At 61.4% G+C, this 18,884-nt stretch carries 19 protein-coding genes and 1 tRNA gene; 10 read left to right on the top strand and 10 right to left on the bottom strand.

The window, feature by feature from the left end:
- Window positions 1-27: 27 nt before the first annotated feature.
- Together ACGHU1_RS09555 and ACGHU1_RS09550 are read right to left on the bottom strand one after the other, a co-directional pair.
- Complete coding sequence (locus tag ACGHU1_RS09555) at window positions 28-1,311, bottom strand: NADH:flavin oxidoreductase/NADH oxidase family protein (protein ID WP_390586233.1); 1,284 nt, start codon at window positions 1,309-1,311, stop codon at window positions 28-30.
- A gap of 139 nt (window positions 1,312-1,450) precedes the next feature.
- A tRNA-Thr gene (locus ACGHU1_RS09550) sits at window positions 1,451-1,526 on the bottom strand.
- Between the two features lie 178 nt (window positions 1,527-1,704).
- On the opposite strand from ACGHU1_RS09550, the gene ACGHU1_RS09545 reads away from it, so the two are divergent.
- Window positions 1,705-2,112, top strand: coding sequence for a TM2 domain-containing protein (locus tag ACGHU1_RS09545; protein WP_390586231.1), 408 nt, complete (start codon window positions 1,705-1,707; stop codon window positions 2,110-2,112).
- Between the two features lie 15 nt (window positions 2,113-2,127).
- Here ACGHU1_RS09545 and ACGHU1_RS09540 read toward each other — a convergent pair whose 3' ends face one another.
- Together ACGHU1_RS09540 and ACGHU1_RS09535 are read right to left on the bottom strand one after the other, a co-directional pair.
- Window positions 2,128-3,027 (bottom strand): hypothetical protein, encoded by a 900-nt coding sequence (locus ACGHU1_RS09540; RefSeq protein WP_390586229.1) that lies wholly within the window; start codon window positions 3,025-3,027, stop codon window positions 2,128-2,130.
- On the bottom strand, window positions 3,027-4,379 hold the full coding sequence (locus tag ACGHU1_RS09535; protein WP_390586228.1) for a replication-associated recombination protein A: 1,353 nt from the start codon (window positions 4,377-4,379) through the stop codon (window positions 3,027-3,029). The genes ACGHU1_RS09540 and ACGHU1_RS09535 overlap by 1 nt, the downstream gene beginning before the upstream one ends.
- Before the next feature lie 103 nt (window positions 4,380-4,482).
- Here ACGHU1_RS09535 and ACGHU1_RS09530 point away from each other — a divergent pair, with 103 nt between their 5' ends.
- Entirely contained in the window at window positions 4,483-5,136 is a 654-nt protein-coding gene (locus ACGHU1_RS09530; RefSeq protein ID WP_390586226.1) for a PadR family transcriptional regulator, read from the top strand.
- Window positions 5,137-5,264: 128 nt separating this feature from the next.
- Window positions 5,265-5,702: a hypothetical protein gene (locus tag ACGHU1_RS09525; RefSeq protein WP_390586224.1), complete on the top strand. Its 438-nt coding sequence runs from the start codon at window positions 5,265-5,267 to the stop codon at window positions 5,700-5,702.
- Between the two features lie 7 nt (window positions 5,703-5,709).
- On the opposite strand, the gene ACGHU1_RS09520 is transcribed toward ACGHU1_RS09525, so the two are convergent.
- On the bottom strand, window positions 5,710-6,897 hold the full coding sequence (locus tag ACGHU1_RS09520) for a glycosyltransferase family 4 protein (RefSeq protein WP_390586221.1): 1,188 nt from the start codon (window positions 6,895-6,897) through the stop codon (window positions 5,710-5,712).
- Window positions 6,898-7,054: 157 nt separating this feature from the next.
- Between ACGHU1_RS09520 and ACGHU1_RS09515 the strand changes: the two genes are divergently transcribed.
- The 4 genes from ACGHU1_RS09515 (at window position 7,055) to ACGHU1_RS09500 (ending at window position 11,537) form a co-directional block, all read left to right on the top strand.
- Window positions 7,055-8,233: a phosphoserine transaminase gene (locus tag ACGHU1_RS09515; RefSeq protein ID WP_390586218.1), complete on the top strand. Its 1,179-nt coding sequence runs from the start codon at window positions 7,055-7,057 to the stop codon at window positions 8,231-8,233.
- A 99-nt stretch (window positions 8,234-8,332) separates the two neighbouring features.
- Window positions 8,333-9,916 carry a phosphoglycerate dehydrogenase gene (gene serA, locus ACGHU1_RS09510; protein WP_390586215.1) on the top strand — a complete coding sequence of 528 codons (1,584 nt, stop codon included), beginning with the start codon at window positions 8,333-8,335 and terminating at the stop codon, window positions 9,914-9,916.
- Window positions 9,917-10,001: 85 nt separating this feature from the next.
- On the top strand, window positions 10,002-11,123 hold the full coding sequence (locus tag ACGHU1_RS09505) for an ATP phosphoribosyltransferase regulatory subunit (protein WP_390586214.1): 1,122 nt from the start codon (window positions 10,002-10,004) through the stop codon (window positions 11,121-11,123).
- Window positions 11,124-11,144: 21 nt separating this feature from the next.
- Complete coding sequence (locus ACGHU1_RS09500; RefSeq protein ID WP_390586211.1) at window positions 11,145-11,537, top strand: RidA family protein; 393 nt, start codon at window positions 11,145-11,147, stop codon at window positions 11,535-11,537.
- On the opposite strand, the gene ACGHU1_RS09495 is transcribed toward ACGHU1_RS09500, so the two are convergent.
- A complete protein-coding gene (locus ACGHU1_RS09495; RefSeq protein WP_390586209.1) occupies window positions 11,534-12,571 on the bottom strand; it encodes an alpha/beta hydrolase in 1,038 nt (345 codons plus the stop codon). The genes ACGHU1_RS09500 and ACGHU1_RS09495 overlap by 4 nt on opposite strands.
- A 178-nt stretch (window positions 12,572-12,749) precedes the next feature.
- Between ACGHU1_RS09495 and ACGHU1_RS09490 the strand changes: the two genes are divergently transcribed.
- On the top strand, window positions 12,750-14,039 hold the full coding sequence (locus ACGHU1_RS09490) for an adenylosuccinate synthase (protein WP_390586206.1): 1,290 nt from the start codon (window positions 12,750-12,752) through the stop codon (window positions 14,037-14,039).
- Window positions 14,040-14,082: 43 nt separating this feature from the next.
- Window positions 14,083-14,652: a murein L,D-transpeptidase family protein gene (locus ACGHU1_RS09485; RefSeq protein ID WP_390586204.1), complete on the top strand. Its 570-nt coding sequence runs from the start codon at window positions 14,083-14,085 to the stop codon at window positions 14,650-14,652.
- Here the strand turns inward: ACGHU1_RS09485 and ACGHU1_RS09480 are convergent.
- Window positions 14,649-15,023 (bottom strand): DUF6768 family protein, encoded by a 375-nt coding sequence (locus ACGHU1_RS09480; protein WP_390586203.1) that lies wholly within the window; start codon window positions 15,021-15,023, stop codon window positions 14,649-14,651. The two genes, ACGHU1_RS09485 and ACGHU1_RS09480, sit on opposite strands and share 4 nt — an antisense overlap.
- Window positions 15,020-15,595, bottom strand: a complete 576-nt coding sequence (locus ACGHU1_RS09475; RefSeq protein ID WP_390586201.1) for an RNA polymerase sigma factor — start codon at window positions 15,593-15,595, stop codon at window positions 15,020-15,022. The genes ACGHU1_RS09480 and ACGHU1_RS09475 overlap by 4 nt, the downstream gene beginning before the upstream one ends.
- Before the next feature lie 128 nt (window positions 15,596-15,723).
- Here ACGHU1_RS09475 and ACGHU1_RS09470 point away from each other — a divergent pair, with 128 nt between their 5' ends.
- On the top strand, window positions 15,724-16,704 hold the full coding sequence (locus tag ACGHU1_RS09470; protein WP_390586199.1) for a MarR family transcriptional regulator: 981 nt from the start codon (window positions 15,724-15,726) through the stop codon (window positions 16,702-16,704).
- Between the two features lie 14 nt (window positions 16,705-16,718).
- On the opposite strand, the gene ACGHU1_RS09465 is transcribed toward ACGHU1_RS09470, so the two are convergent.
- The gene (locus tag ACGHU1_RS09465) at window positions 16,719-17,594 is read right to left on the bottom strand and encodes an NAD(P)-dependent oxidoreductase (protein WP_390586197.1); all 876 of its coding nucleotides are present in this window, start codon (window positions 17,592-17,594) and stop codon (window positions 16,719-16,721) included.
- A gap of 19 nt (window positions 17,595-17,613) precedes the next feature.
- Window positions 17,614-18,873 (bottom strand): diaminopimelate decarboxylase, encoded by a 1,260-nt coding sequence (lysA, locus tag ACGHU1_RS09460; RefSeq protein ID WP_390586194.1) that lies wholly within the window; start codon window positions 18,871-18,873, stop codon window positions 17,614-17,616.
- Between the last annotated feature and the right edge of the window lie 11 nt (window positions 18,874-18,884).

Genomic DNA, 18,884 nt, shown 5'->3' with positions numbered 1-18,884 from the left:
TGGCAGTCTGCTCGCGGAAACTGCGCCTTAGCCGCCCCTTCGGGCCTGCATAATGGCTTTGCTGCGCGCATCGATAAGCCGGAATGCCTTGAACGCGGAAAATCCTTCGTCCGTGCGCCCCTCGTGACCCAGCAACCAAAGCTGCTGGTAAAACCAGTAGATGCCAGCGAAGCCGTTGATCGCCTTCACGGCTTGAAAACGTTTGAGGAAGCCGAGCCACGCCGGAATTAGATCCAGCCCGTCTTCGTACCGCGGCAATTCCTTGCGGCCTTCGATCAGCTGCTTCGGCGCATCGGTCACAACGCACATCGGCCGGCCCAGTCCGATCAGGTCGGCTGCGCCCATCTCCAGTGCCTGCTCCATCGCGGCGCGCGTCCTGAAGCCGCCGGTCACCATCAGCGGCACGGACACTTCGTCCTGCATCGCTTTTGCAAAATCGACAAAATATGCCTCGCGCGCGGCGGTGGAGGGGGCGACGTTTTGCGCCTCTTCGTCTTCCATTCCGGCCAGCCCCATCAGCTTTGGCTGTTCGTAGGTGCCGCCGGAAATCTCGATGAGATCGACGCTCGCTTCCTCAAGCCATTTGACCACCGTCAGACTATCCGCGAAATCAAAGCCGCCTTTTTGAAAATCAGCGCTGTTGAGCTTTACCGAAATGGGGAAGTCCGGCCCCACCGCTTCGCGCACGGTTCGTACCGTTTCGAGCAGAAACCGCGCCCTGTTCGCCAGGCTCCCGCCATAGGCATCTGTGCGCAGGTTCACTCGCGGACTAAGGAACTGCGACATCAAATAGCCGTGAGCTGCGTGGACCTGAACGCCGGTAAAGCCCGCCCGCTGACATGCCCTTGCCGCAATCGCCCAGCGGTTCGTCAGATCGGCGATTTCCTCCACGCTCAGGGGAACCGGCTTGCCAAACTGGCCGCCAGGCAGCGCCAGCGTCACATCGGAGGATGATTTGGGAGAGGGATTGACCAGCTTTTGCGTCTGGCGCCCACCGTGGCTGATTTGCGCCCACAGATGATTGCCGCCGCGAGTGCCTGCTTTTGCCCACCGCTCCAGCCTTTCGGCCATGTCAGCGTCAGGCTCGATGTCGATGACGACATTGCCGGGCCGCTCAAGATGATCCTTGTCGATAATGATATTGCCGGTGAGAAGCATTCCGGCGCCGCCATCGGACCAGATCCCGTAAAGCCGCTCCAACTCTTCCGTCGGGCGGCCGTGCGGGGTGGCCAGTCCTTCTGTCATGGCCCCTTTGGCAAGGCGATTGGGCAACACGGCGCCGCATGGCAGCGTAAGCGGTTGGTCAAGCATCAGCATCCCTCCAGATAAGTCGCAATTTGAAACCGATCTACGCAGATGTGACGGTCCGCACAAGTGTGCGCGGATGCCGCGCCGAGCAGCGCGGAGGAAACTGCAAATTTGTGGGAGGAACCGATGTTCGAGGAAGGAATGGTGCCGGCTGCAGGAGTCGAACCCGCGGCCTGATGATTACAAATCAACTGCTCTACCAACTGAGCTAAGCCGGCCTGTTTCCAATCGGAAGCGGTCCTCTAGTCCAAAGCATCGCGGCTCTCAAGAGGGAATGAAGGCGATTGCGAATTGCGCAGAACGAACCGCGTCGGCGTTTGGTCGATCATCGCGCGTTCCCGCTTGATAGCAGGGGCAAAGACGGCAATAGTTTGGATCGCGAGAAGGGACTAACGCATGGCCAGCGATGCACACACACAGATGGTTTACGAGGCGAACCGCAAATCGGTTGGGCTGACCTATGTCCTGTGGCTGCTGCTTGGCTGGGTCGGCGTGCACCGGCTTTATGCAGGTGCAACCAAATCGGGCATCGTCCAGCTATTGCTGGGGCTTAGCGTCGTCGGCCTTGTGATACAGATACCGTGGTGGCTGCTCGACAGCGTGCTGATCCCCGGTATCGTGCGCGAAAAGAACTTGGAAACGCTGGAGTTGATGAATTTCGGCACAAGTGCCGGTTCTCCGGCTCAGGGCGAAAATGCCGGACCCCCTACAATAGCGGACGCAAAACGCGAAGCCATGCTGGAGGATTTGCGCAGCACCGGATATCGTAAACAGCGCAGCGACATCTCCCACCTCTATCGCTAGGCAGCGGTCAGACGTTTACAGCGCGCCGAAGGTCCAACCTTCGGTGTAGGCGATTTCGGCGGTCAGGCATTTCGGCTCCCACCGGCGCTGCTGCGGCGCGACCTTGCGCAGCCATGCGGCCGTCAGCAGCGCGTCGGAGGAATGGTCGTCCACTTCTCCGGTCCGGTCGACCGGCGGGCACTCCAGCACATTAAGCGCCGCGTTCAGATCGGCGTAAGTCAGCAATTTCGTTCGCGCACCCAAGGCTGCGGTCTCTTTCGAGGCGAGGCCGGTGTAAATCTCGACCAGCATGGAGCCGCCGTTTGTAAGGCGCTTTTCCGGGACTGGGTCGACCGGCCAGACCGGCAGATCGCCGCGCAATTGGTGCAGCATCCGCATACCGGTGAGCGAGCTTTTGCCGACCTGCGCCGCGCCGACGAGGTTGAAATTGCTGACTGGGCGGCATTTCTGCGCGCGCTGGGCGGTTTCTGCCTCGCGAAAACGCCCCTCGCGCGTCACGGCGCCGGGCAGCAGGAAACGGTCGCCGACATGCTCTTTCGAATGGCGGAAGTAGCGCGCTAGTTCAGTATGTTGGATAAAGCTGTGTGCGCCCAGATGCGGATCGCCTTCACAAATCTCGTCGATCAGCGCCCACAGCCGCTTGGCGCTTTTGGGGCTGCCCTCCCAACCGGGAAAGAACGCGCCGCAATCGTTGAAGGGCAGGCTGATGCCAAGGTCGATGCCGACCAGCGAATTGGCGGGCAGATCATCGCGCAGGATTTCCATTACCTCGGGCCGCGAAAACCCGCGCTTTGGGGGATCGACTAGGACCGGCGCGCCGCCACCAGCCTCTGCAATGGCAATCGCGATTCCCCGGTGGCGTTCCCCTTTGGCCCCGGACCAGTCGATGGCAACGAAATGATCGAATTCGCGCATTATTCGTCCTGCATCTCTGCCGCGCCGCCGGGACGCTGACGCTGCGCCCGCAGGCGGTCCCAATATTCCATGCGTTCACGCACCTTGCGCTCAAAGCCGCGCTCTACCGGCTCATAGAAGGTTTGCGGCGCCATATCCTGCGGCCAGTAATTGTCGCCGGAAAAGCCCTCATCAGAATTGTGATCATACGCATAGCCTGCGCCGTAACCGATATCTTTCATCAGCTTCGTCGGGGCGTTGAGGATATTTGCGGGCGGCATCAGGCTGCCGGTTTCCCGCGCCGCCTTGAACGCGGCTTTTTGCGCGGCATAGGCAGCGTTCGATTTCGGCGCGGTGGCACAATAGAGGCAGGCTTGGACAATCGCGAGCTCACCTTCGGGACTGCCGAGAAATTCATACGCATCCTTGGCAGCAAGGCACTGCGTCAGCGCCTGCGGATCGGCAAGCCCAATGTCCTCGCTGGCAAAACGGACGAGGCGGCGCAGAACGTAAAGCGGTTCTTCGCCAGCCGTCAGCATGCGCGCCATGTAATAAAGCGATGCCTGCGGGTCCGATCCGCGCAAGCTTTTGTGCAGCGCGCTGATCAAGTTGTAATGCCCGTCGCGGTCCTTGTCATAAACGGCGACACGGCGCTGCAGGAACGCGCCGAGTGCCGCCGGATCAAGCGGCTTGTCCAGCGACGCATTATAAAGCGTCTCCGCCTGCCCCAGCAGGAAACGCCCATCGCCGTCGGCATGTCCGATCAGGGCGGCGCGCGCATTTGGCGTCAGGGGTAGGGGACCTTCGAGTTCTTCCGCGCGGGTGATCAGCGCCTCCAATGCCGTATGGTCGAGCCGTTCAAGGATCAGCACCTGTGCCCGGCTAAGGAGCGCGGCGTTGAGCGCGAAGCTGGGATTTTCGGTCGTCGCGCCTACCAGCGTCACTGTGCCGCGTTCGACAAAGGGAAGGAAACCGTCCTGCTGCGCGCGGTTGAACCTGTGGATCTCGTCCACGAACAGCAGTGTGCGCTGCCCCGCTGATGCCATCTTGTCCGCCTCTGCAAAGGCTTTCTTGAGGTCGGCCACGCCGGAAAAGACCGCACTGATGGAAACAAAGCGCATCGACACCTCATCCGCGAGCAGGCGCGCTATGCTGGTTTTGCCGGTTCCGGGCGGCCCCCACAGGATCATGCTCGACAATTTGCCCGCTGCGACCATGCGGCCAATCGCGCCTTCTGCCCCGGTCAGGTGATCCTGTCCGATTATTTCGGACAGCGCGCGCGGGCGCAGGCGATCTGCGAGCGGCGCATCATCCCTCGGCGCGTCGCTGCTCGATTGCCTCGCCGGCGCATCATTTCCAAACAAATCTGCCATTCGTGGATTGAGATAAGGCGCTCGTCGGAAAATACCATCCGGCACTTGAAACGATAGGTCCAAGATATATCTTAAGCGGCGTAAGAGATATCTGGAGAATACGATGACTTGGCAAAAATATGGAAAAGGTGGCTGGAACAATCTCGGCCCGATGATCGCAATGATGGCCGCTTCGGCGGCGAGCGAGTGGGACGACAGTGATCGCCGCCGTGGACGCCCGCGCCCGGATCGGGATTGGCAGGACGGCCCGCGCCGCCGCAAACGCCGTTCGCGCATGTTCGGATCGGGGGAACTTCGTCTCGCGCTGCTGGCTCTCATCAACGAAGAGCCGCGCCACGGATACGAGCTGATCCGGGCGATTGAGGATATGACCGGCGGCGGCTACGCGCCAAGCCCCGGCGCCGTTTATCCGACGCTGCAAATGCTTGAAGAGGAAGGCCAGATCAAACAGGCCAAACCCAAGAGCAAGGAGAAGGAAGAGGAAACCAGCAGCAAAAAGCCGTTCAAGGCAACGAAATCAGGCATTGCTGAACTGGAAGAGCGCGCCGACGAGGTCGCCGAACTCATGGGCCGCATCAACGAACACGGCGACCGCGCCGAAAAGGTCAAAGAGCGCTCACCCGACCTGTTCCGCGCAATGGGCAACCTTGGCAATGTGCTCAAAAACCGCGCGAAAGCGGGCAAGCTCGATCAGACCGCAATCGACCAGATCGTTGACATAATCGATGAGGTCGCGAAACGCATCGAACGCATGTAGGTACCGCCCGAACCAATCCAGCGGCGCGGCAGACGGTTAACCCGTTTGCCGCGCCGCTTTTTCACGCGTATCCATGCGGCAGGGGTAGGGGCTGTAGAACAAGGCCTCACCAAGAGGAGCGATGAAACATGAACAGACTTGGACAACCGAAAACGCCTTGGCACCTGTGGGTCATCGGGGTGGTCAGCCTGCTATGGAATGCCGGCGGCGCTGCGAGCTACACGATGACGGAACTTGGAATGCTGGAAGGGATGGAGATGCCGCCCGAACAGCTCAAATATTTCTACAGCTTCCCGGCATGGGCCGTCGCGTTCTGGGCGCTGGGTGTCTGGGGCTGTCTGTTCGGTTCCATCGCCCTGCTGTTTCGCAGCAAATGGGCGGTGACATTGTACGGCATTTCGATTGTCGGGCTGATCGGAACGACCGTTTACCAGCGCCTGTTTTCTGATTTCCCGGAATCGATGGACACCGCCGGCCAGACCCTTTTCGCAGTCGCGATCTGGGTCATTACAATCGGCCTGTTCCTCTATTCCAGCCGCATGAAGCGTGCAGGCGTGCTACGCTAACGCAGTCTTATGCAGCTTCGGCTTCGCCTGCTTCGGCCCGTTGCAGCGCGCGGCGGTCTTCGATCAGTCGACAATATGTGTCTGCCACGACCTGATTGATCGCCTCCCAGCTGTATTCGCGGCTGCGCGCCTCTCCCGCGCCGCCATGTGACATGCGCAGGGCTGGATCGGTGCAGTAAGGCCCAATTGCCTCGGCAAAGGCGGCGCTGTCGCCGGGGGGGACAAGCCGTCCTGTTACGCCATCATTGACGAGGCTGGACGCGCCCGTCGCGCCCGCTGCGACCACCGGCAGGCCGCAGGCCATCGCCTCCAGCGTGACGTTGCCGAATGTTTCGGTGATCGACGGGTTGAAGAAAACATCCCCGCTCGCCAGCGCCTCGCCCAGTTTCGCGCCGGTTTTGAACCCAGCAAAGATGCCGCCGGGCAGGTTGTCCTCAAACCAGCCGCGCGCCGGGCCATCGCCGATCACAAGCACTTTATGCGGGACCTGGCGCTTGCGCAGCTGGACGATGGTTTCGGCAAACACGTCCAGCCCTTTCTCCATCACCAGCCGGCCAAGAAACACGACCGCAACCTCATCATCGCCAAGGCCGAGCGAGCGCCGCCATTCAAGGTCGCGCTTTTCCGACGAGAAGACCGTACGATCCACACCGCGCGACCACAGCGAAATGTCATCGTGCATATCCATCGCCAGCAATTCGTCGATCATGCTTTGCGAAGGCGCGACCAGTGCATCGCAGCGATTGTAAAACCGGCGCAGCAACCTGACGACCAGCGGCTCTAGAAAGCCCATCTTGTAATAGCGCGGATAGGTTTCAAACCGGGTGTGCACCGATGCGAGGATCGGAATGTCATGATCCTGCGCCCAGCGCAGCGCCGCATGGCTGGCCACATCGGGAGAGGACAGGTGAACGACATTGGGCTGAAACCGGGACAGGTCGCGGCGTATTTTCGCATTCAGTCCGGTGGGAAAACGGTATTCACCGCGCCCGAATGGAAAGCCTACCGACGGCAGGCTGACAAGATCGCCGGTCGGCTCGAAAGCGGGCTCTGCCACGGTGGGCGAATACACCCGCACCTGCGCATTCCTGCCAAGCAGGGACGCAACCAGCCGGTTCAGCGCCTGGTTCGCGCCGTCACGGGTGTAATTGTAATTGCCGCTGAACAGGGCGATGCGGAGATCGGAAGTCTGCATTGCGTCGCACGTTTAGGGCAGTGCGCGCGATATTGCGAGAGGGAAGGGACGCAACAAATCCGGCATTGCTGCGTTGACTTCATGAACCACATCACTAGAGCGGCCGACGGGCCACGCGGTCCCAACGCCGCGCGAGCTCTCTGTAAGGAGAGAATACATGACTGACTACGCACGTGGGCTCTTGCACGAGCCGCCGCTCAAACCTGAGCGTCCTCAATTTTCATCCGGTCCGACTGTGAAGTTCCCCGGATGGTCCCTCGACAAACTGAAAACCGAATCGCTCGGCCGCTCGCACCGCTCCGCCGTGGGCAAGGCGCGTCTGAAATATGCGATTGACCTCACCAAGGAAATGCTCGGCATTCCTGACGATTACCTCGTCGGGATCATGCCTGCGTCGGACACCGGCGCTCTCGAAGCGGCGATGTGGACGATGCTAGATCCCGCGCGCCCGGCAACGGTTGCCGCGTGGGAAAGTTTTGGCAATGTCTGGATTCAGGACGCGGTCAAGCAGCTCAAACTGCCCAACCTGCAAACGCTTTCCGCCGATTATGGCGAAATCCCCGACCTTTCCACCATCCCGCAGCGTAATGACGTGGTGTTCACATGGAACGGCACGACCAGCGGCGCGATGATCGCGGATACCGACTGGCTGGAGCCGGGACGCGAAGGCATCACCATCAACGATGCGACCAGCGCCATCTTCGCGATGGAAATGGACTGGGCAAAACTGGATGCGACGACGTTCAGCTGGCAAAAAGTCATGGGCAGCGAAGCCCAGCACGGCATGTTGATCCTTTCTCCCAAGGCGGTCGAACGGATCGAAAGTTACGACCCTGCATGGCCGCTGCCAAAGCTGTTCCGCATGAAAAAGGGCGACAAGCTTAACCGGGCGATTTTCGAAGGTGCGACGATCAACACGCCTTCGCTGCTCGCAACGGAGGATTACATCGCCGCGCTTGAATGGGCGAAATCGATCGGCGGGCGCAAGGCTCTGTTCGAGCGGGCCAACAAAAACGCCGACATGGTCAAAAACTGGATCGAGGCGAAGCCGTGGCTGCGCAACATGGCGACCAACCCGGCGCAGCGCACCAATACCGGCGTCTGCATGATGTTTCAGGGCGACTGGTATGACAGCCTCTCCGCCGAAGATCAGGCGGGTGTGCCCAAGAAAATCGTCAAGCTGCTCGAAGAACGCAATGTCGGGTACGATTTCAATGGCTACCGCGATGCACCGCCCAGCTTACGCATCTGGTGCGGCGGCACGGTCGAGTCGGAGGATATCGAACGCCTCCTCCCTTGGATCGAATGGGCATACGACACCGTCAAGAACGGCTGACCGGCGGGCGGCCCGCAAGACGGGTCGCCGCCTTTTCTCACAACACATGAAGAACCGCCGGGCGCGCAGCATTGCGCCGGCTGGCCAAAGGAATTTTCCATGAGCAAACCCAAAGTCCTCATCTCTGACAAGATGGACCCCAACGCCGCCCGCATTTTCGAAGAGCGCGGCTGCGATGTCGATGTGATCACCGGCGAAAGCCCCGAAGAACTGAAAGCGCGGATCGGCGAATATCAGGGTCTGGCCATCCGATCCTCAACCACGGTCACGCCGGAGATTCTCGACGCGGCGACCAATCTGAAAGTCATCGGACGCGCCGGTATCGGTGTCGACAATGTCGATATCCCCTACGCCTCGGGCAAGGGCGTGGTCGTGATGAACACGCCGTTCGGCAACTCGATCACGACAGCAGAGCATGCGATTGCCATGATTATGGCGCTCGCCCGGATGATCCCAGCCGCCAATTCCCGCACACAGGCGGGTGAATGGCCCAAGAAAGACTTCATGGGTATCGAAGTCACCGGCAAGACGCTGGGCCTGATCGGTGCGGGCAATATCGGCGGAATCGTCGCCAGCCGCGCGCTGGGCCTGCGGATGAAAGTGATCGCATACGATCCGTTCCTGACAGAGGAGCGCGCGGTCGAAATCGGGGTTGAAAAGGTCGATCTCGACACGCTGCTGGCGCGGGCGGACTTCGTTTCGCTGCACACGCCGCTGACCGATCAGACCCGCAACATCCTGAGCCGCGAACGGCTGGAAAATGCCAAGCCGGGTATTCGCATTGTCAACTGCGCGCGCGGCGGGCTGATCGACGAGGTTGCGCTGAAAGATTGCCTCGAAAGTGGTCAGGTCGCAGGCGCGGCGCTGGACGTGTTTGCCGAGGAACCAGCGAAGGAAAACCCGTTGTTTGGCGCGCCCAATTTCATCTGCACCCCGCACCTTGGCGCATCTACTACCGAGGCGCAGGTCAACGTGGCGCTGCAAGTGGCCGAACAGATGGCCGATTATCTGGTGAATGGCGGCGTAACCAATGCGCTCAACATGCCTTCGCTGTCGGCTGAGGAAGCGCCCAAGCTGAAACCGTACATGGCGCTCGCCGAAAGCCTCGGCAGCCTTGTCGGACAGCTCGCACACGGCAACCTGACAAAGATCAGCATCGAACGCGAAGGCGCCGCAGCGCAGCTTAATGGCAAGCCGATCAGCGGCGCTGTTCTGGCCGGCTTCATGCGCCGGTATTCCGACACGGTGAACATGGTCAACGCACCGTATCTCGCCAAGGAACGCGGCCTTGCCGTGAGCGAAATCCGCCATGAACGCGACGGCGCATTCAACACGCTGATCCGCGTCACGGTCGAAACCATTGCCGGTCCGCGTTCGGTTGCAGGCACGCTGTTCGGTTCGGGCAAGCCGCGCCTCGTCGAGATTTTCGGCATCGGCATTGAGGCCGAGCTGGAAGGCAACATGCTCTATATCGTCAACGATGATAAGCCGGGCTTTATCGGCCGCATCGGGTCGCTGTTGGGTGAACGGGGCATCAATATCGGCACGTTCAACCTTGGCCGCCGCGACGCCGGCGGAGAGGCGGTCCTGTTGCTTAGCCTCGATCAGCCGCTGCCCGCAGATGTGCTGGCCGAAGCGGAAAAGGTCGAAGGCGTGAAGATGGTGACACCGCTGGTGTTCTGATGATGCTGCGTCCCCGGGTTTCGCGCGGCGAACCGGGTGTTCGGGGCTTGACCCGGGGACGCTATCACCGCAGGCGCTTTTCGCGATGACTGACACCACCAATCCCCAGACCTCCGATCTTCTGCCGGAGGGTCTCGAAGACCGCCTGCCAGCCTCTGCTGCGCGGATCACCACCGCGATGCGCGCCTGCCTCGATGTGTTGGATGGTCATGGCTATGACCGGGTGCGTCCGCCGGTGCTGGAATTTGAAAGCTCGCTCGCGCGGCGGATGCAGGGCATTTCGACCCGAACCATGTTCCGCTTCGTCGATCCGGCGAGCCTGCGCACCCTTGCTGTGCGCAGCGATATCACTCCGCAAATCGGACGCATTGCTGCGACCAGCATGGCCGCCGCGCCGCGTCCGCTGCGGCTTGCCTATTGCGGCGACACCGCGCTGATCCGGGCGAGCCAGCTAGACCCGGCGCGTGAACGCCTGCAATTGGGCGCAGAGCTGATCGGGGTAGACACCGTGGCGGCTGCGGGCGAGATCGTGACGCTGGCTGTGCGCGCGCTCAGCGCCGCAGGTCTTACCGGCATTTCGGTTGATTTCACGCTGCCTGATCTGGTCGACACTCTCGCTGCTAAGGCGATGCCGCTGGCACCTGAAACGGTGGAGCCGGTCCGGCGCGAGCTTGATACGAAAGATGCAGGCGGATTGAAAGCGGCTGGCGGAGAAGCGTATTTGCCGCTGCTCTACGCGACCGGCCCGTTTGAAGAGGCGCTCGCGAAATTGCGCGATCTGGACGCAGGCGGCGCACTGAAAAGCCGCCTCGACGGTTTGGAAGCGGTCGCTGCGCGCATCGGAGTTGATGCGCGCATCACGCTCGACCCGACAGAGCGCCACGGGTTCGAATATCAAAGCTGGTTCGGCTTTACACTGTATGCCAATGGCGTGCGCGGCGCTGCCGGGCGCGGCGGAACATACCGCATCGGCGGCAGTGAAGAGGCGGCCACCGGCTTTACGCTCTATGTCGATGCCGTGGCGGAGGCTGCACCGCAGCCGGACGCGCCGCAGACCGTTTATTTGCCAATCGGTTTCAGCGAAAAGAAAGCCGCACAATTGCGCGCCGATGGCTGGCGTACGGTCGAACAATTGTCAGATGGCGAAGACCCGCGTGCGCTGGGCTGCACGCATGTGCTGGATGATGGGAAGCCCGCCGCACTCTGAACACGCCGGTAAAAGGGGACGATGATGAATGACAAGGCCGTGCCTGTTTCGATTGATCCCGATCCGCTGAAACCATACGCGCTCTCGCCTGCATGGCGGGTTGGTGATCTGGTGTTCCTGTCCGGTCAGGCCGCGATTGCCGATGATGGCGCGATTGTGAGAGAGGGCGATTTCGACCGCCAGCTCGCCCAGACATTCGCAAATATCCAGCGCGTTTTAAAAGCTGCGGGCAGCGACATGTCGAAAATTGTCAAAGTGACAATCTACCTTACCGATATGTCGAATTTTCCGAAAATCGTCGATGCACGAATGCAGTATTTCACGCCGCCATATCCTGCCGACACAACGGTTGAGGTGACGGGGCTGGCTTTGCCGGAACTGATGATCGAGATCGACGTGACGGCGACCGTCTAAGGCAGAATTTCTGCCAGAAACGTTCCGATTGCTGCCGTTTGCTGGGAGCCCGCTTCGGTGCCGATTTCGCGGTTCATTCGCCCGTGATCGGTGTTGTCGATAGCCACCGCCCGCGCGTCAGCTCCTGCATTGGAAAGGCCGCTTACCAGCGCCTCCGACTGCTTTTTCGATTGCGCGCGTTCGCGGACATAGAGCGCCAACCAGTTCGGCGCATCAGGGCTGCCGACATGCGTGACGGATGAAAGCGCCATGTGCCGTGCGGGATCATCGCCGAAAACCGAGCTGTAAATTCCGGCTGCCTGCCGTTCGGCATTGGCGATGCTGTCCGCGATATCGTATCCGGCCCCGTCGAGCAGGATTACACCCCGGATCGCGCTGAACGCAGCGCCTGCATATTGCGGATCGGTGCTGACCAGCGCGGCCAGATGCGCGCCTGCGCTGTGCCCCATCAACACAATCCGGTCGGGATCAAAGCCGATGCTGGATGCCTGTCCACGCAAGGCCCGGATCGCGGCGCCGATGTCGCGGGCTTGCTCCTCTACCGGTGCGCCGGGCATCAACCGGTATCCGGTCGAGGCGAAATAGTAATTTTGGCCCGTGAAATACGCCGGTTTGGATTGCACCCGCTTATGATCGCCAGCCGTCCAGCCGCCGCCGTGGATGTGCAACACAAGGGGCAATTCATCGACTGCGCCATCAGGTGCGAAAACCTCGATCTGCTGGCGCTGATGATCGCCGTAAAACACTGTGCGATCAGGCCGGATTGCGGGCGCAGCCTGCTCTGTATTGCCGGACCTGTTGCCTCTGCGCGATGTCGCGCGTTCGCGCACCTCGGCAGCGCATCCTTCGGACAATTCGGACGCCTTTTCCTGCAAGCACGCTCTCATCTGGGACCGGTCCCGCCCGCACAATTGAACAATCTCGCGGATGCATTCGCGCGATGGGCGCTCGGCTTGCTGGGCCAGGAGAGGCACCGCGACAAGCGCGCTTGCGGCGGTGCAGGTGAGGATAAAGGCAGTGCGTTTCAACATCATTCTCCCGCTGGAGCAAACTTCAGAGCCGCACTGTTGCGCGGCGGCGGCGCGCGGCAAAGTAATAAAGCGTCGCAAAATGTATTACGAACGCCGGGAATGGCGGGCAAATCGCCTTGCCCTCCCTCTCGCAACCGCCTACGCCCCGCGCGGTTTGTTTACCTGAAAAGAAAGCTGAAAAATGGCCAACGTCACCGTGATCGGCGCCCAGTGGGGCGATGAGGGCAAGGGCAAGATTGTCGATTGGCTCGCCAGCCGCGCCGATGCCGTGGTCCGGTTTCAAGGCGGGCACAATGCCGGCCACACGCTGGTGATAGACGGCAAAGTTTTCAAACTCAGCCTGCTGCCATCGGGCATCGTATCGGGCACGATGAGCATGATCGGCAACGGGGTGGTGCTGGACCCGTGGGCTTTGCGCGAAGAAATTGAAAAGCTGGAGGCGCAGGGCGTCGTTATCAATGACGACAATCTGGCTATTGCAGACAATTGCCCGCTGATCCTGCCGATGCACCGCGATCTGGACGGCCTGCGCGAAACCGCGGCGGGCAAGGGCAAGATCGGCACGACCGGACGCGGTATCGGCCCAGCGTACGAAGACAAGGTTGGCCGCCGCGCGATCCGCGTGTGCGATCTGGCGCATCTCGACAGCCTGGACCCCCAGCTTGACCGGCTGTGCGCGCACCATGACGCGCTGCGGGCCGGGTTCGACCAGCCCCCGGTGGACCGCGAAGCCTTGATCGAAGAATTGCGCGATATCGCAGATTTCGTTCAGCGGTTCGCGCAGCCCGTGTGGAAACGGCTGAAAAAAGTTCGCAAGGCAGGCGCGAAAATCCTGTTCGAAGGCGCGCAGGGCGTGCTGCTGGATGTCGATCACGGCACCTATCCCTTCGTTACAAGCTCGAACACGGTGAGCGGCACGGCGGCGGCGGGCAGCGGACTTGGCCCGAATGCCACCGGTTTTGTACTGGGCATCGTAAAAGCGTATACGACGCGCGTCGGCTCCGGCCCGTTTCCGACCGAGCTTGACGATGAAGTCGGGCAGGGCATTGGCGAGCGCGGCCACGAATTCGGCACCGTCACGGGCCGTCAGCGCCGCGTCGGCTGGTTCGACGCGGTGATCGTGCGCCAGACCTGCTCCATCAGCGGCGTGACCGGCATCGCGCTTACCAAGATCGACGTGCTCGACGGGCTGGACACGGTAAAGATCTGCACCGGCTACCGGCTCAACGGCAATGTCTATGATTACCTGCCCAGCCATGCAGGGGAGCAGGCTGCGGTCGAGCCCATTTACGAAGAAATGGAAGGCTGGAGCCAAAGCACCGCAGGAGCGCGCAGCTATGCCGATTTGCCTGCCAACGCGATCAAATACATCCAGCGGGTGCAAGAATTGATCGAGTGCCCCGTCGCGCTCGTTTCAACCAGCCCTGAGCGCGACGACACGATCCTGATGCGCGACCCGTTTGAGGATTGATACCGGGTTTGCGGGAAAGGGCGGGGCGCGTTAAACTTGCCCTATGAACCGCTTTTTCGCATCGTTGCTGCTGTTGCTGCTGGCCGCGTGTGCCGGGCCTCCGGTGCAGGTTGCCGAGGCTCCGCAGCCGTCCGCGCAGATCGGGACAGAGCGGGCCGTACCAGCACCAGCCGCATCGCCTGCGCGCGCGCCGTTGGTGGCGGATTACCTGCTCGTCGATAAGTCTGAGCGGCTGCTGATCGCCTATCGCAATGGCAAACCGATCCGGTCCTTTCGCGGGCTGAAATTCGGCGCTGCACCGACTGGTCACAAACGGTTCGAAGGGGACGAGCGCACGCCGGAGGGGCTTTACACCATCGACACGCGCAACCCGCAGAGCCGGTTTCACCTGTCGCTGCGAATTTCCTATCCCAATCGCGCAGACCGCGCATTTGCCGCGCAATATGGACGGTCGGCTGGCGGAGACATCTTCATCCACGGCCAGCCAACCGGCTATCGCGGGCCGCCGCTGCCGGGCGACTGGACCGACGGGTGCATTGCCCTGACTAATGCCGAGATCGAGGAATTGTGGCGCATCGTGCCCGATGGCACCCCGATTGAAATTCGGGCCTAGTCTTTACCTTCGCTAAGCAGCGCGACCTGCACTTGCAGCTTTTTTACCTCGCGCAGGATGGTCAGCATGTTCATGCGGGCGAACATCCATTCCTTCAGGAAACCCTGCATCACCAGAACAGCAAGCGCGGCGATGGCCCACAGCGTGTGTTCCACAGGATCGCGGGTATGCGCCACCTGCCAGATCAGCGCGAGCAGACCGATGCCCAGCACCACTGAAACCGCGAACGCGATTTTCGCCCATCCGCCCAGCGGCCCTTTCCAGGTGTCGCCGATCTGTTGGAACATGCCGCGATCCGCTTCGAGGCTGGCGAGGAACGCCTTGTCATCCTCGCTTAAAGCGGCGGCGATTGTATCATCCTTGTCAGTCATTGGTCTTCTCCTTGAATGTCGGGATTGAGCGCGGCTTTCAATTTGCGGCGCGCGTGGAACAGGCGGGATTTGGCGGTGCCTTCGGGAATGTCCTGAACTGCAGCAATCTCAGGCAAGGTCAGCCCTTCGACAAAATGGAGGTGCGCGGCGAGCCGCTGATCGGCTGGCAACGCAGCAAAGGCTTGGGTCAGCGCCAGTGCCTCGTCTTGCGAGGCATCTTGCGTGGCTGGCTCCTGACGCTGCGCCGCCGCCTCAAAACCGCGCTGCTTGATGCGGCTGCGCAGATGATCGCTTCCGCGCCGGTGTAGGATTGCGAAGGCATAGCTGCGAAAGCGGGCCGGATTGCGCAGGCCGCCGATCCCCCGCCAGATACCGATCCAGCATTCCTGCGCCAGATCGCGGGCAAGGTCGCTGTCACCGGTAAAACGGTATGCGGCCCCGATGAGCCGCGTGTTCCAGCGGCGATGCAATTGCTCCAGCGCGCGGCGATCCCCCTGCTGCACCATCACGACGAGCAATTCGTCGAACAGAACGCCTGATTTCGGCGCGGAAAGGCGTGATTTGCGGGTCATTGGAAGGGTAGTCTGTGCCTATGCGCAAATGGTTCAATGCTCACGGAAAATCAGCCACAATTCACACCATTTACTTGACCTGATCCTGCTTTGTTCTACTCTCGTTCCGTTCTTGAGGAGATGATTCGATGGTGCAGGCAGGGCAGAAGGGCAGCGATTTCAGCTATGATATGGCGCAGGACAGTGCGGGCCTTCCCGCGCGGGTTGCGATCTTTGCTGATCGCCCGCGCGTGCGCGATAGCATTGCCGAAGATCTGACGGGCGCGGGTTTTCGCACTGTCGATGGCGGCGAGGTTTCCGCTTTGCTCGACGGCCCGATAACCCTGCTGGGCGATGTGGTGATGGTCGATTGTCCGGTTCTGGACAGCCGCGCTTTGGCTTCGCTGGCACGGCTGGATATGCGGGTGGCGCGGTCCGGCGCGCAGCTGATCGTTTCAACTTCGCTGGATGCGCTGGACGATGTGTTCGCCGCGCTCGACCAGTCGCAGCCGCAAATTCTGGTTCAGCCCAGCCGTGCGGAGCGTGTTGTCGCTGTCGGCAGAGTGCTTGCCAGCGTGTCGAATGCGCGGGTTCGCGAAATGGGCGAAGAGGACCGGTTGGCGCTGATCCGCCTGTCGCAGCAAGTGGATTCGATTGCGCAGCAGCTTGACCGGATTTCGCTGTCCGAAACGCCGCAGGCTGCACGATTGAGCGATGAGGTGCAGGAATACCGGGGGCCGGATAATGGCGTTAGCGGCGGGTTCCGTCCTACGCATCCGCCGCTGCCCGATCCGCGCACCGTCCGCCAGATGATATCCGCGCGGCAGGCGCGCTCACGCTTTTTCGAAGGTGAACTGTTTGCCGATCCCGCGTGGGACATGCTGCTCGATCTGACGGCGGCCTATGCCGAGCACACGCGGGTATCGGTCACATCTTTGTGCATCGCTGCCGGGGTGCCTGCGACAACGGCGCTGCGCTGGGTCAAGCAGATGGTGGATTGCGGTATTTTCGAACGGATCGCCGACACATCAGACAAACGGCGGGCGTTCATCACGCTGAGCGATTCCTCGGTCGAGGCGATGGCGCGCTATTTTGCGGAGATCGAAATCCCGCTCGCGCAGGCGGCCTGATCGGCGGTCGGGCGCTAGTCCGGGATTGCCGAGCGCAAGATTACGGTAAGGCGGCCCGTATCCTCGCTGTTTGCAGATTTGCAGCACTGCGGGGTTTGGCCCGGCTCCAGCGCCATTCTCGCGCTTTTGCAGGCGGCGCTGTCGCATAGCAACCGCTCGGCGTCGGCGCGCGCGCGGCCAAGGATTGCGGCGGGCACCGGTCCGTCGCAGCACACAGCATCCGCTTCGCCGAGCAGGCGCGCCTGCCGGATGGTGAGGTCTTCCGGGTCTGCGCTGTGGACCGCGAACTCAGCCGTCTCGCTCGCGGCATCTGAAAGCTTTCCGCGCGCCCAATCTTCGGCGCGGTCTGCCGACCCTTCATCCAGCGGGTCGAGTGCACCGCCTTCGCGCAGGGCCGCATCGATAGCCCGCCGCCGCTCGGCTCCGTCAGGCAAACGTTCGCGCAGCAAAGGCCGCGCGGCTTTTAGCGCATTCGCCAGTCGTCCCAGTGATTGCGGTAGAATGCGCTCCAGCCGCAAGCGAATATGCTTGGCCAGCCCCGCCGATGCGCCGCCTGTGCCAACTGCGATCAATAGCGGATTGCGATCAAGAATGCTTGGCGTGGTAAAATCGCACAATTCTGGGCGGTCGACGACATTGACGATCATTCCGGCACACCGGCAATTGATCGCCGCCACCTCACATGCGCGCGCATCATCGAACGCGATGAAGGCGATGCGAATGCCCTCATCCACGGCCTGTTGGTAATCATCGATGATCACGCCGCCCGCGCGCTCGACAAGCCGGCGTTTAGGCTCAGCTGCATCGCCTTCGCCCAGCACCAGCACCTTTTGCCCGGCGACCTGATGGAACAGTGGCAGGCTGCCAAGTTCAGACGCAGGCTTGCTCATCACAGAAACATCCCGCGCATCAGGCGAGCCATTCGGGCACCCGTTCCGCATCCATGATCGAGCCTGCGTCGATGCGGTCCGCAACTACGGCAAAACGGTCCCCGTCCACCAGCACTTCGGCGACGAACCCGCGCGAATTATAGCTGGATGCCATCGTCGCGCCGTATGCTCCGGCAGTGCGGAATACGGCGAGATCGCCGCCTTCCAGATGGTCGCATTCGCGCCCCATCGCAAAGGTGTCTCCGGTCTCACAGATCGGGCCGACGATATTCGCAGTCATATCGCTGCCGTTTGGTTCGACGGCTTCGAAATGGTGGTAGGCTCCGTAAAGGGCGGGGCGGGCCAGATCGTTCATGGCCGCATCGACGATGACAAACGGATGGTTCAGCCCGCGCTTTACTCTGACCACACGCGTCAGAAGCACGCCTGCATTGCCCGCGATCACGCGTCCGGGTTCAAAAATCAGGGACACGCCCCAATCCTTCGTCACCCGCGCAACCATCGCGCCATATTCGGCCGGGCTTGGGAATTCCTCGCCGCGCTTGTAAGGCACACCCAGACCGCCGCCCAGATCGACATGGGTGATCGTATGCCCGGCTCCGCGCAGCGCCGTGACGAGGTTGCCGAGTTTCTCGAAAGCGCGTTCAAGCGGGGCAAGCTCGCCCAGCTGGCTGCCGATATGCACCGCGACGCCGCGCAGATTGACGCTGGGTTCGCTCGCCAATTTGCCGAAGATCTGTCCGGCCTGATCAATCGGCACGCCGAATTTGTTGTCCGCCTTGCCGGTAGAAATCTTGTCATGCGTGCCTGCATCGACATCGGGATTGATGCGCAGCGCGCACTGCGCGGTCTTGCCCATTCGCGCTGCTATCTCTGCGAGTTCGAGGCCTTCTTCCTCGCTCTCGATATTGAACTGGCCAATTTCCGCTTCAAGCGCCTCTTCGAGTTCGCGCGCGGTCTTTCCCACGCCTGAGAACACGATCATTTCCGGTGCCATACCAGCGGCCAGAGCGCGGCGCATTTCACCGACGGACACACAGTCCGCGCCGTATCCCTGCCGCTGCAACACCTTGAGCACGGCAAGGTTCGGATTGGACTTGACCGCAAACGCGATGAGTTTGTCCGGCACATCATTCAGCGCTTCGCGAAAGACGCGGGCGTGGCGTTCCAGTGTGGCGCGTGAATAGACGTAAACCGGCGTGCCGACATCTTCGGCGATGCGCGGCAAGGCCACGTCCTCGGCGTGCATGACGCCGCCATTGATTTCAAAGTGATCCATAATTCGCTGTG

It is taken from the genome of Erythrobacter sp. MTPC3 (assembly GCF_042854385.1).
Lineage (GTDB): Bacteria > Pseudomonadota > Alphaproteobacteria > Sphingomonadales > Sphingomonadaceae > Erythrobacter.
This window is presented reverse-complemented; position numbering and strand designations above follow the sequence as displayed.